Annotated in this window: 14 protein-coding genes and 1 pseudogene; 11 read left to right on the top strand and 4 right to left on the bottom strand. The window is 42.1% G+C overall.

Annotated elements, in window-relative coordinates; genetic code table 11:
* The first annotated feature begins 191 nt into the window (after positions 1–191).
* From V7K97_RS05110 to V7K97_RS05085, 6 genes and pseudogenes are all read left to right on the top strand, one after another.
* Positions 192–1,706, top strand: coding sequence for a thioredoxin-like domain-containing protein (locus V7K97_RS05110; protein WP_334799604.1), 1,515 nt, complete (start codon positions 192–194; stop codon positions 1,704–1,706).
* A gap of 285 nt (positions 1,707–1,991) precedes the next feature.
* Positions 1,992–2,414 (top strand): KGK domain-containing protein, encoded by a 423-nt coding sequence (locus V7K97_RS05105; protein ID WP_334799602.1) that lies wholly within the window; start codon positions 1,992–1,994, stop codon positions 2,412–2,414.
* A gap of 92 nt (positions 2,415–2,506) precedes the next feature.
* Positions 2,507–2,620, top strand: a pseudogene (locus tag V7K97_RS05100) (KGK domain-containing protein); the annotation flags it as partial.
* Positions 2,617–2,967, top strand: coding sequence for a DUF952 domain-containing protein (locus V7K97_RS05095; protein ID WP_334799600.1), 351 nt, complete (start codon positions 2,617–2,619; stop codon positions 2,965–2,967). The pseudogene V7K97_RS05100 and the gene V7K97_RS05095, both read left to right, overlap by 4 nt.
* Positions 2,968–3,096: 129 nt before the next feature.
* Positions 3,097–3,756, top strand: coding sequence for a Uma2 family endonuclease (locus V7K97_RS05090; protein ID WP_334799598.1), 660 nt, complete (start codon positions 3,097–3,099; stop codon positions 3,754–3,756).
* A gap of 304 nt (positions 3,757–4,060) precedes the next feature.
* On the top strand, positions 4,061–5,020 hold the full coding sequence (locus V7K97_RS05085; protein ID WP_442936857.1) for an RluA family pseudouridine synthase: 960 nt from the start codon (positions 4,061–4,063) through the stop codon (positions 5,018–5,020).
* Positions 5,021–5,381: 361 nt separating this feature from the next.
* Here the strand turns inward: V7K97_RS05085 and V7K97_RS05080 are convergent, their stop codons facing one another.
* The 3 genes from V7K97_RS05080 to V7K97_RS05070 form a co-directional block, all read right to left on the bottom strand.
* Positions 5,382–6,149, bottom strand: a complete 768-nt coding sequence (locus tag V7K97_RS05080) for a phycobilisome rod-core linker polypeptide (RefSeq protein WP_334799595.1) — start codon at positions 6,147–6,149, stop codon at positions 5,382–5,384.
* 391 nt (positions 6,150–6,540) lie between these two features.
* Positions 6,541–7,086 carry a hypothetical protein gene (locus V7K97_RS05075; RefSeq protein WP_334799594.1) on the bottom strand — a complete coding sequence of 182 codons (546 nt, stop codon included), beginning with the start codon at positions 7,084–7,086 and terminating at the stop codon, positions 6,541–6,543.
* Positions 7,083–7,700 (bottom strand): phycobiliprotein lyase, encoded by a 618-nt coding sequence (locus tag V7K97_RS05070; protein WP_334799694.1) that lies wholly within the window; start codon positions 7,698–7,700, stop codon positions 7,083–7,085. Before V7K97_RS05070 ends, V7K97_RS05075 begins: the two co-directional genes overlap by 4 nt.
* Before the next feature lie 317 nt (positions 7,701–8,017).
* Between V7K97_RS05070 and V7K97_RS05065 the strand changes: the two genes are divergently transcribed.
* The 4 genes from V7K97_RS05065 to V7K97_RS05050 all read left to right on the top strand — a co-directional run bounded on the left by V7K97_RS05065 (position 8,018) and on the right by V7K97_RS05050 (position 10,721).
* Positions 8,018–8,185 (top strand): NblA/ycf18 family protein, encoded by a 168-nt coding sequence (locus tag V7K97_RS05065; protein WP_334799693.1) that lies wholly within the window; start codon positions 8,018–8,020, stop codon positions 8,183–8,185.
* Positions 8,186–8,807: 622 nt separating this feature from the next.
* Positions 8,808–9,365, top strand: coding sequence for a bleomycin hydrolase (locus tag V7K97_RS05060; protein ID WP_334799592.1), 558 nt, complete (start codon positions 8,808–8,810; stop codon positions 9,363–9,365).
* Between the two features lie 85 nt (positions 9,366–9,450).
* The gene (locus tag V7K97_RS05055) at positions 9,451–9,945 is read left to right on the top strand and encodes a bleomycin hydrolase (protein WP_334799591.1); all 495 of its coding nucleotides are present in this window, start codon (positions 9,451–9,453) and stop codon (positions 9,943–9,945) included.
* A gap of 167 nt (positions 9,946–10,112) precedes the next feature.
* On the top strand, positions 10,113–10,721 hold the full coding sequence (locus V7K97_RS05050; RefSeq protein WP_334799590.1) for a HEAT repeat domain-containing protein: 609 nt from the start codon (positions 10,113–10,115) through the stop codon (positions 10,719–10,721).
* Positions 10,722–11,100: 379 nt separating this feature from the next.
* On the opposite strand, the gene V7K97_RS05045 is transcribed toward V7K97_RS05050, so the two are convergent.
* The gene (locus V7K97_RS05045; protein WP_334799588.1) at positions 11,101–11,301 is read right to left on the bottom strand and encodes a hypothetical protein; all 201 of its coding nucleotides are present in this window, start codon (positions 11,299–11,301) and stop codon (positions 11,101–11,103) included.
* Positions 11,302–11,752: 451 nt separating this feature from the next.
* Here V7K97_RS05045 and recA point away from each other — a divergent pair, with 451 nt between their 5' ends.
* Positions 11,753–12,832, top strand: a complete 1,080-nt coding sequence (recA, locus tag V7K97_RS05040) for a recombinase RecA (protein ID WP_334799587.1) — start codon at positions 11,753–11,755, stop codon at positions 12,830–12,832.
* Positions 12,833–12,997: the final 165 nt, after the last annotated feature.

Raw genomic sequence — 12,997 nt, 5'->3', positions numbered from 1 at the left:
CTTTTAGGAGAGAGATTTAGAGAGAGGTTTTCCAGATGCCGTGAAAAGTCAGTTCCCTTGTAGGGAAGGGGCTGGGGGTTAGGTTTGAGAGAAAGTTGTACACCGCGTAACACACGGTAATATATCATTATTTTTCACCGGTCTATTTCAAAAAATTGGTATAAACATCCTTTAAGAGCAAAGAATACTTTATGATTCCCCGTGTCAGAGCGCCAGAATTACCAAAAAGTTACTCTTGGCTCAATACCGATAAACCCTTGTCTCTTAAACAATTCAAGGGTAGAGTCGTCATTTTAGATTTTTGGACATACTGTTGCATCAATTGTCTGCATATTCTGCCAAACCTGAAATATTTAGAACAAAAATATAAAGATAGTCTTACCATTATCGGCGTTCACTCCGCGAAATTTGACAACGAAAAAGAAACAGAAAATATTCGCCAAGCTATTCTGCGCTACGACATCGAACATCCAGTTGTAGTTGACATCGGTTTTCGGATTTGGGAAGAATATGCTGTGCGTGCTTGGCCGACGTTAATAATTATTGATCCAGAAGGTTACGTGATAGGACAGATATCTGGTGAAGGAAACCGTGACACTTTAGACGAGTTGATTCAAAAGTTAATTCAGCAACATGAAAACAAAGGTACAATTAATTTCCAAGAAATCAGCTTGACTTCAGAAAAACAACGCCAACCATTAATCACACCTCTAGCTTTTCCTGGTAAAGTTCTAGCTACTCCAATGGGTTTGTTCATCGCTGATTCTGGACATCATCGCCTGGTTGTGAGTAGCTATGATGGAGAAATTTTGCACTTAATTGGTACTGGAAAATCTGGCTTAACCGATGGTGCTTTTAACGAGGCGCAATTTTTTGCACCGCAGGGAATGGCTTATGATGCCGAAAATCAGATTCTTTATGTTGCTGATACAGAAAATCATACCCTGCGGCGAGTTGATTTAAAGCGTCAAGTAGTAGAAGCGATCGCAGGAACTGGTGAACAAAGCCGCAATATCCATCCTCATGGGGGTGCTGGTTTAGAAACCGCGCTGAATTCCCCTTGGGATTTAGTGAAAGTGGGAAATACCCTATTTATTGCAATGGCTGGACCGCATCAAATTTGGCAAATGGATTTGGAAACTGGCATTATTAAAACTTATGCTGGTACTGGTGCAGAAGCGTGTATTGATGGTTCACTTACTGAATCTGCCTTTGCTCAACCTAGTGGTATTACTAATAATGGGCAAGAATTATATATTGCTGACAGTGAAGTTAGTTCAATTCGCGCTGTGGGAATTGTAGAACCGTACCAAGTGCGAACTGTATGCGGTAGTGGCGGTTTATTTGGTTTTGGTGATGTAGATGGACAAGGTGAAGATGTTCGTTTACAGCATTGTTTAGGAGTGGAATATACTGAGAATTTTCTGTGGGTGGCAGATACATATAATCATAAAATTAAATTAGTTAGTCTGAGTGGGAATTGTCAAACAGTTTTGGGAGACGGTTCTGCTGGCTTACAAAATGATCAAGGTAAGAATAGCCGTTTTTTTGAACCTTCGGGATTGAGTGTTATGGATTCATATTTATATATTGCTGATACTAATAACCATGCTATTCGTTGCGTAGATTTGGATAACTTTGAGGTTACAACGCTGGAATTTCCTGGTTTGTGTGCGCCAGATGTTTGTATTCCACCGAATTTATAAAATTATAATCTTACGCAAAGGCGCAAAAGAACAGCTCGTGTCTGGGTGTAATTTGGTAAACACCGAGAGGCTCAGATTCCCGACTTCTTCAAGAAGTTGGGGATCTTTTTGTTCATAATTTATTTAGGAATGTTGTTGAGCGATCGCTTGATAGATGCTCAAATTATTCTTTTGCAAGTTATTTGAGTATTTCCACTATCTTGATGTAAATAAAATTACATAATAAGCTGGAGTAGGCTTAAATTATCAAGCCATTATTGTCCCCTCTGAATTGACTACACTGGTATGAAGAATAAATTCATTACTCTAGACTGTGATGACGTTGTACTTTTGGAGAAAGACACTTTTAAAGTCAGCAGATTAAAGGAATTAGTTCAGGAACAGATTTATAGCAAATGGGAACGTCATAGTGCTTCCTATTTATACTCAATTCAAAATGCTAACACTCAAATTTCTGAATTTTTCAAGCAGCTATCTATTAGTCAAGAGACTATGAAAATAGATGAAGTTAAATTAAATTTGGTTATAGATTGCCAGATACTTAAAATTAGTGGTAGAGGCTGGCAAAAAGGCAAACTAAAAATTAAAATATATATCTCAAATGTCACTACAGATAAATATAGATTATATCTTGAATTTTATCCTGATGAACCTGCTAAACCTGAATCACCTTCAGATGATATTCGTAAAATGATAGAAGTAACATGAATATTATCCTCTGCATCACGAAATGCGAATAATGCTAATAAGCAAAAAAATTGGGCTGCGATCGCACTGATTGACTCGATTCTAAATTAAATCATATGCAAAATCGCCAACTGAAGATTACTGTAGTGTTAGAATTTTATCCTGATAATCCTAATGAATCCGAATCACCTTTAGATAATCTTCGTCAAATGATACAAGCAACATGAATACTATCCTCCATATCACCAAACGCCAACAATGGGAACAAGCAAAAAATATCGGTACATATCGGGCTGATTCGTTAGAAAGTGAAGGCTTTATCCACTGTTCCAAGTCAACGCAAATACTCAAAGTTGCAAAGAAATTTTTTGATAATCAAAAAGAATTGGTAATACTTTTTATTGATTCTGATCAAGTACAAGCTGAAATTCGCTATGAACCTGCTGAAATAGGTGAATTATTTCCTCATATTTATGGAGAGTTAAATATTGATGCTGTGTATCAGGTAATTGATTTTGAAGCTGGGGAAGATGGTTTATTTGAGTTACCGCAAGAAGTTATAAATTTAGAATGACGAACCGCAGAGGCGCGGAGGACACGGAGGAGGAGAGATGGAGAGAATTTAAGCGATCGCTTTTTGCCTAGGGCGATCGCTTCATCTCAAATTTGAGTAAAAATGAAGTTATTTAACAACTAATATCCTATGGTTACTCTTCAACTCAGACAAATTCGAGTTCCACCAGGGCAAAGAATAATACTGGAAGATGTGAGTTGGCCAGTATTTGAAGCAATTCTCAAGGAGTTAGGGGAGCATCGCAGGAGTCGAGTAGCATACAGCCAAGGAACGTTAGAAATTATGGCTCCATTACCAGAACATGAACGAGCTAAGGTAATCATCGGAGACTTGGTGAAAACTTTGCTAGACGAACTCGATCTGAATTGGGAGTCTTTAGGTTCAACTACCTTTAAGCGAAAAGATATAAGTGCAGGTATTGAACCCGATGATTGTTTTTATATTCAAAACTATAAGCTAATGATTGGAAAAGACAGGATCGACCTAACTATTGATCCTCCTCCTGATTTGGCGATTGAAATTGATATCACCTCTAAAACCCAAATTAGTGCTTATCAGGCGTTGAAAGTACCTGAAATCTGGCGATATGAAAGCAACAACCTAGAAATTAGTTTGCTGCAAGGTGATCAATATGTGAAGTCTCTCATCAGCCCCACATTTCCTACTTTTTCTATCACTGATCTTATTCCCCGATTTGTGGAAATGGCGCGAACTACAGGAATGAGTTCAGCACTGAGAGCGTTTCGACAATCGGTAAGAGAACAAATACAAGACAACAAAGGCGAATAGAATTCGCGGCTACACAAACTCTCGTCCGCATCCGCGGACTAAGAAATCAACGGTTTGAACCCACGAAGGTGGGTAAAGCCTCGTGTAGACGCGGTTTCTAACCGCCCTTTTAGCCAAGCTACACAAACTCTCGTCCGCATCCGTGGACTAAGTTAAAATCAAGGTTTTGCCTGGGTATACGCGATTTCTAACAGCCCTTTTAAAGGATTCCGCGCTTTACTTAAAGAAGGGGAATTAATCTAGAGCAATTGTGACCGAATTTAATTTACAAATCCAAGAAAATAGCGATGGCTTGTCTTCTGTTATGGAGGATGCAGCACCTAGCCTACTTCCCTCCAGTAATACGATACACTGTGTCAACACTAAAGGCGATCGCCTTGACCGTTATCTTTCCCAAGAATTACCAGATTTATCCCGTTCTCGCATCCAACAGTTAATCGAACAGGGTAACGTCCAACTTAACGATCAAGTTTGTACATCTAAGAAGATCAATGTCAAGTTAGGCGATCGGATCACTCTGGAAATACCAGAAGTCCAACCCTTGGAACTGCTTGCAGAAGATATCCCCTTAGATATCCTCTATGAGGACGACCAATTACTTATTCTCAACAAACCCGCAGGTTTAGTTGTCCATCCTGCGCCCGGTCATCCAGATGGCACTTTGGTAAATGCTCTGTTAGCACACTGTCCCAATTTACCAGGAATTGGCGGAGTTCAACGTCCGGGAATCGTCCATCGATTGGATAAGGATACTACGGGAGCGATCGCGATCGCTAAAACAGATATTGCCCATCGTCACCTACAAGCACAACTCAAAGCAAAAACTGCAAGGCGAGAATACTTGGGCATAGTTTACGGTGCGCCAAAAACTGAAAGTGGCACCATAGACTTACCCATTGGTCGCCATCCCCAAGACCGCAAGAAAATGGCGATTATACCCGTAGAAGAAGGGGGACGAGTCGCCGTCACTCATTGGCAAATACTAGAACGACTTGGTAACTTCACCTTAATTCACTTTCAATTAGAAACTGGACGTACCCATCAAATTCGCGTCCACAGCGCCAAAATGGGTCATCCAATTGTCGGCGACCGAGTTTATAGTTCTGGTCATTCAGTGGGGGTAAATTTGCCCGGTCAAGCACTCCACGCTTGGCGGCTAAAATTGCAGCATCCCATATCTGGGGAATTGATTGAGGTGACAGCCACTCCTCCCGCCCACTTTACAAAACTTTTGGAGATGTTAAAAAGACGAACTACACTTTAAGCTTATCCACACCTGAAAGCAGAACCATATAAAAAACCATACCCAATTCCCAATTCCCAATTCCCATTAACAACTAGCGTGCATCAGACATGGGATAGAGTCTGTTTCACTTAGTTATATAGGATTCCTATTTGATTTTTGAACAAAATTAGGTACTGTAGGGTGCGTTAGGATGAAATCCGTAACGCACCATTCCTAAGGATTTAGTGCGTTACGCTGGTGCTAACACACCCTACGTATCTTTTTGAAAATCAAATAGTAGTCCTATATCTAAATGAAACTCCTACATAACCCAAGACTTATGCACGCTATAAAATGATCGATCAAACGGATGTACTAGCCAACCACTGACCAAAAATCGTTATTTAATTCCTGCCAGTTGCCGATAAGGTACAGACTTTTCGATATCGATGTTGAATGACGAGATCCGTTGTGGCGCATTGCCAGTAGCATTGACACTTTGTGCCATTGCCAAGAATAAAGCTGGATCGCCAGCCTTGGGCTTTTGCTCTTGTGGTAGGAATCTGCGTACTTCTACCTGCCAAATAATTTGGGGGAAACCCAATTTGGTACGGTGGTAATCTTCGTATCGCGGAGATTTGATGTTGAATGGCAATTCACCCTCAGACTGGGATGGCAGTATCCGACGGCGGTGATAAGGCACTGTGGAGTAACCAAAATTGCTCAGGTACTCTTCAGTGTTGAGTACTTCATCAACAAAGCCGACAATACCCTTGGTAGCAACTACAATTGACCAAGCGATTTTTTCCCGCTCGTTGTATGGGTCGCGTCCTAGAACACGCTGGATTACTTGCTCAACAAAGCGATAATTATTGTTGAGGTCGTAGAAGCTTCTCTTAAAGGTATTGGAAAGCAGCAACCCACGAATAAAGTCTCGCACTGTAATTTGTCCATTACGGAGTTGAGACTCTAAATATGTTTCGCGATCGGCAGCAAAGGCATGAAAGAAAATTTGACGATATGCTGCTTCGATCAGATCGCCTAAATCTGACGGAGACAGAATATTGTCTGTATTAAAAATCCTGGGCTGTTCATCACCCGGTACTTCATATCCAGCTACACGCTGGTTTTGACTTGAAGGTTCATATTCTAACAGAGGAATTGGCACTCTAAAGCCTCCATGTTCTTAATTAAAGTTAACAACTTTTAATCACATATTAAGGGAGTAGTTGGATCAGAAATTCAGATTCTGATAAAATTTCACGAAACTTAACTAAGGGTGATTTCAGTATTCGTAGGAAAAACGATTAGCCTGCTGATTCAACCCATAGTTAATTAATCAAGGGACTGGAGCTTCCAACTTAATGACTAAAAAACTTTGTTCACATATTTATAGATTAGGAGATTCAGTTTCACCTTTTTGATCTGAAGCAATCATTTTTAACATTTAGCAAAAGAAATTAATGGGGCATGGGGCTTTGTCGTTGGCGCAGCCTCTCATAGAGAAGTATTAGGGATTAGATTAATTATTCTCCCTGATCTATACCCCTTGCCTCTCTTCAGTGACCTATCCAAAATTTCAGGGGATCTAGGGTTGACTTACAGTGAGGCCAGCTACGCAAAGTTGCTTCCATCCCTGCCTCCCAGTGGGGTGGTTCCAATCCCAGTCCTAAACATAGATGAGATAGGATGCTAGCAAACTGCTGATTGTGTCCAAAGTCTCCTAGATGTGCATGGGCGTACTCATGGACGACTACACCAAACCAGTCTCTAGGTGCAACTCGACCGACATCTACCAAAATAGTAGTTGGGTTGGTGAGAATATTGCACAGCCCATCTATGCCAAAGGATTGAGCTATGGGTACTGCAAAAATTTGGATATGGCGACGCTCTTGGGGATGAAAGCACTCATGACAAACTTCTAGATAGGCGTTGATCTGAGCGTTGACGGTGTTAATATTCTCGCCGATCCAAGTGCAAATGGGGATGCGATCGCGCAAGTTATCAAACACATCCACCATACCCGGCTCTAGGGCAAGTCCCTGTACCAGACGCAGGTAATCTTGCCCACGAGTAAAAGCATCACTCTGCTTGAGATAATTCACCACCCCAAAACTGAATAAAACTCTCTTTTTTCCAGAATATCAGACCCTTGTTTTAGTGTTACTTCTTGTGCGCTGACAACCTCAACAGAAGCATCAATACGGGTTTCCGTACAAAATGATGCCGTGCTAAAGCCGCCAAACCGTTTGACTGTACTGGTTCGCATTCGCATATTTGGGCTGGCAAACCAGAATCGCTCTATGGAACTCATTGTTTCGTATTCGGTTGTCAACACTAGTCCATCTTCATCATCCATGTGAAAAAGACCGACTACAGGCATGATTTCGGCATAACCTCTTTCGCGGAGTAATTTACCAACTCTTGGGTTATCGCCATCAGGCACGATCGCAAATATAGTTTTTCCCTCATGGTTCTCTTCACCCTCTCGATCCCAAGCCATTGTGCCTAGCCAACGCACACGCGACCCTCCTACTGAAAGGCTGGGGTCAATCTCATGATACTGGCACAGTTCAATGATTTCGGGATGATCGGCATCGAGAGTTTCTACCTGTATATCCGATTCTCCCGTCTCTGAGCGCTTGAACGCCAGATGATGTGTTGCACGTTGCGATCGCCACTTACCAGCACTTAGCTGAAAAAATTCCATTGCGTCTATCAATCTTCTGACTCCTACTTATTACTCCTGCGGACGATGTTTTACGGGTTATTTCTTTTTAAAGTTATTGGTATCTAAACATTCTAAACATTACAGCTATTAGTGGTCTGGTTCAAGAAACTCCCTGGAAAGGGAGAGACAAACATAATTATTATGTAATTGTAAACTTTCATTATGTCTATTTATCATGACTTGACAACCTAGACGTTTTAATATCCAAGTGCTAAACTATTATAAATAAATGTCTACGGCAGCCCACGCCTTCACTAGCGGTAATAAAAAATACCCTTCGAGCCAGTAAATCCGAGGAGTTAATGATGAACTTCCCAATCGAACTAACTTTAGAACAGCAGTTTCGCTTACAAAACTTGAAAGACCAGGTAAAGAATTTGAGTCAAGAAGAGGCTCAGGATTTTTTATTAGAAGTTTTACGGCAGATGATGGTGAAAGATAATTTGGTCAAACACCTGCTCAAAGAAGCTTGATCAAGTAAAAAATAATATTTTTTCTTTAAGACTTACGCAGTGGCAGAGTTCCATTGAAATGCGTAAGTCTTAATTTTTTGGGGACTGGGTACTGGGGACTAGTACGACACGGCAGAAATAAAGCAACCATTTTAAATAGCCAGAAAGCCTACAAAATAAGCATTCTTTCTTTTTACTTTTGCCTTCTTGTACTAGGGACTAGGGCGTGTTTTCAAACTGCTCGTTTAGCCTCCTAACTTTTTAGATCCCCCTAAATCCCCCGATAAATTGGGGGACTTTAAGAGACTCTTTGCCCCCCAATTTATCGGGGGGTTGAGGGGATCTAAGACTTTGAAAACACGCCCTAGGGACTAGGGACTAGGGACTAGGGACTGGGGACTAGGCACTAGGGACTGGAGACTAGGGACTAGGAAGGAAGTTGCAGTAAGTCTTTCCCCCCTGCCTCTTGTGCCCAATCCCCAATCCCCAATCCCCAATTAAATATTACAGATTATTACTTTGTCTCTCATAGTAAAGACTAGGGTACTATTGATCCCCTATGTTTTTCTTTGGCTACTCGCAGTTAATCTGATCGAGAACACGCCAGATAATATCCGCCATTTGTGAATATTAAGGAGAACTCATGGTTCTTGATGCTTTTTCCAGAGCTGTAATTACGGCAGATGCCAAGACCGCCGCTATCGGTGGTGCTGACTTAGCAGCCCTGAAGTCTTTCATTGCTGAAGGCAACAAGCGCCTTGATGCAGTGAATGCGATCGCCAGCAATGCTAGCTGTGCAGTTTCTGATGCGATCGCTGGGATTGCCTGTGAAAACGCTGGTTTGCTTCAAGCTGGTGGCAACTTGTACCCCACTCGTCGGACTGCTGCTTGTCTACGTGATGCTGAAATCATCCTGCGCTACGTAACCTACGCATTGTTGGCTGGTGATTCTTCTGTATTAGACGATCGTGCTTTGAACGGTCTGAAAGAAACCTACGCAGCTTTGGGCGTACCTACCGCCTCTTCTGTACGTGCTGTTCAGATTCTCAAGGCGATCAGTGTCGCTCACATCACCAACACCAACACCGAAGCTAACGCTGGCAAAAGATTCCGCAAATTGGACACTCCTCAAGGCGACTGTTCTGCTCTAGCTGCTGAAGCTGCTAGCTACTTCGATCGCGTTATTTCTGCTCTGAGCTAATTGCTAATCGCTAACGCCTAAAGCCTATTAGTCAAGCCAACTGAAATTAAAACTCGATCAAATCTAATCTGGAGTATAAAAAGCAATGAAATCAGTTATCACTACGGTTATTGGAGCTGCTGATGCAGCAGGTCGTTTCCCAACTACCTCTGATCTAGAATCAGTTCAAGGTAGCATTCAACGTGCTAGCGCTCGTCTAGAAGCTGCTGAAAAGCTAGCTGCTGGTATCGATAACGTCGCTAAGGAAGCTTATGATGCTGCCTTCAAGAAATATCCTTACTTGACCCAAGATGGTGAAGCTGGCGCTACCCAAGTCAAGAAAGACAAGTGCCTCCGCGACATCAAGCACTACCTACGCTTGATTAACTACAGCTTAGTTGTGGGCGGTACTGGACCTCTGGATGAGTGGGGTATTGCAGGTGCTCGTGAAGTTTATCGCTCTTTGGGTCTGCCCACAGCTCCTTATGTTACCGCGTTGACTTACACTCGCGATCGCGCTTGCTCTCCTCGTGACTTGTCTCCTCAAGCTTTGGGTGAGTTCCGCGCTCTTCTCGACTATGTAATCAACTCCCTGTCATAGTAACAAGGATTGAATAGACGAGCGATCGTCATACTCTAAAACTCAGGGACTCTCAGTTTGTTGCTTTGCCTGTATTTGGTTGAGTGACTGGCCAAGAGTCCCTCAGTTGTTACTAATTCGTAATTCATGATTGAAATTGGGGGATTTAGACAGGGAAATTTTATTTTATGACAATAGATTCTCTATTTGAACAGTTAAAACACCCCAACCCGAATCTGCGGGAACGAGCTATGTGGGAACTAGCTGATGTCCGTGATGAAAATACCATTCCTCGGCTGATGGGTATTTTGGATGAGGAAGATGTTACCTACCGTCGAGCAGCAGTCAAGGCACTGGGTGCTATTGGTATAGATGCTGTACCGCTACTGGTAGAGTCATTAGTAAATAGCGATAATGCGACCATTCGGGGTAGCTGTGCTAAAGCTCTGGCACAAGTTGCTGCTAACCATCCCGATGTTCCCTTCCCGACTGAGGGCTTACAGGGATTGAAAACAGCGCTCAATGACCAAAATCCTGTTGTTTATATTTCATCAGTGATGGCGCTGGGTGAAATTGGTTCTCCTGCCTTTGAGATTTTAAGTGAAGCTCTAAAAACAATCGATAATGTGGCGGTGGCTGTAGCGATCGTCAATGCACTCGGTTCGATGGGTGATATCCGAGGGGTGGAAGTGCTGACGGCATTGACAAATGATGAATCTGTTGATCCATACATTCGAGAGTCAGCAGTGAGTGCTTTGCCACGATTAGACCAGGTGATTAATTATAAGAGAGGGTAGCCATCGTCTGAGGGTTCGCAAACAAACTCCCAGAGTGTTAGCTGCATCCTAAAGGTTCTTACATATTTAGCGATAGGAAAACTATAGCAGAATATGTACTTATTGTTTAGCTTTGTCCAGCGAATTAGCGATTAGAGGTATAGCGATCGCTCTCAAATACAACTATTAATCCCAGTAGGACAAATATAATTATAGGACTAGCCCTTTCAAGGTGTGTTATTTTCCTGTTTTTTCTGGTTCACAATCTTATAAGTTGAGACATGAGGTCGATTCTTGAGATCAGTCCTCTTGGGCATGACCACTGCCAGCATCAAGCTTGGGTCAAGTACGACCAAGGATTGACCTGGTAATGGGGCACTACTAATTTCACGTAATGCTTTTAGGCGATGTTCGCTGCTAGCGATCGCGTTACCGTCAATAATCTTGACTCGATAACCTCTCTGACTAATTCTCCACTGGTACTAGGTTCGATACCATTGATTTTGTTGTAGACTGATGTCACTGAAACACCAATTTCCTCAACTGATGCTTGATGTGCTGCATGTACTGATGGGTGAATTCCGCAGACGACAAGGCTCATTAAATTGACGAACGTAGAGAATAATAACTCACGAGTGTATTGGGTTTTTTTGCACTACGCTCAAACAGTTCATCTAGGATTTGAGGACATAGGGCTTTCTCTAAAAGCCCACGAACCATCACTGAAACTGGACTCTCGTTGACAAAACGCTCAAACACCTGGAATCAGAGAACTTATACTAATTCTCTGTGAGCTTGCACTTAATAATTATTTCTCCTCTGTTGGTGTATTTAGCGTAGTTGGCGGTTTAGCTATCTCTGAATGCAAGTTGGTATAATTGTGCAGAACTACCCTAATGTGGTAGCGATCGAGTTACGATCTTGTCACACCCCTTTTTTGATTTAAGAAGTCCTATTCCAGAATTTTCTGGTTAAAATAGTATATCTGTTCTACTCAGACTCAGAAGCTAACACTCGTTAAAACCATATATTTAGAGGCATTAGAGGCAGAAATGGCTATCAACACCGATACTTCTGGCAAGCAGAAAGCGCTGACTATGGTGCTTAACCAGATTGAAAAAAGCTTTGGTAAAGGAGCAATTATGCGCCTGGGCGATGCTACCCGGATGCGAGTGGAGACGATTTCTAGTGGGGCGCTCACCTTGGATCTAGCATTGGGTGGTGGTTTACCCAAGGGGCGGGTAATTGAAATTTATGGGCCTGAAAGTTCCGGTAAGACTACAGTAGCGCTACACGCCCTCGCCGAAGTGCAAAGAAATGGTGGTATTGCTGCCTTTGTTGATGCTGAACACGCCCTTGATCCTACTTATGCTGCTGCATTAGGTGTAGATATTGACAATTTGCTGATTTCCCAACCTGACACTGGCGAATCAGCTTTGGAAATTGTCGATCAGCTGGTTCGCTCTGCTGCGGTTGATATTGTAGTCATTGACTCAGTAGCAGCACTGGTTCCCCGTGCTGAAATTGAAGGTGATATGGGTGACACCCACGTTGGTTTGCAAGCACGGTTAATGAGCCAAGCTTTGCGTAAAATTACTGGAAATATTGGTAAATCTGGTTGTACAGTAATTTTCATCAACCAGTTGCGGCAAAAAATCGGTGTTACTTACGGTAGCCCAGAAACTACTACTGGCGGTAACGCATTGAAATTTTACGCTTCGGTGCGGTTGGATATTCGCCGAATTCAAACCTTGAAAAAAGGTACAGATGAATATGGTAATCGCGTTAAAGTCAAAGTCGCCAAAAATAAAGTAGCGCCGCCTTTTAGAATAGCGGAATTTGACATTATTTTTGGTAAAGGTATTTCTACTCTGGGTTGTATTGTTGATCTAGCAGAAGAAACTGGCATTATTATCCGCAAAGGAGCTTGGTATAGTTACAACGGTGAGAATGTTTCCCAAGGACGAGACAACGCCATTAAGTATTTAGAAGAAAAACCTGAATTTGCTGAACAAATTAAGCAATTGGTGCGTGAAAAGCTAGATAAAGGTGCTGTTGTTTCTGCTAACTCCGTAGCTAAAGCCAGTGAAGAAGATGAAGAGGAAGAAACCGATTTAGAGCCAGAAGAATAAGGAATGTAGATTTCTTAATCTGGAGCTGCGAATATAGCGTTTCTGAGTTGAGTCTAATAGATACCTAACCCTCAACTCCTTCCCTTATATATTGGGAAGGGAAGTAACATTCAAAGCCTCTCTTGTTTTGCTGAGTTCGTAGTAAGTACTTCGTGCTTAAAAATC

It is taken from the genome of Nostoc sp., assembly GCF_036917815.1.
In the GTDB taxonomy this organism is placed as follows: Bacteria; Cyanobacteriota; Cyanobacteriia; order Cyanobacteriales; family Nostocaceae; genus Nostoc.
The sequence above is the reverse complement of the archived record's forward strand: the minus strand, read 5'-3'. Positions and strand labels throughout refer to the sequence as shown.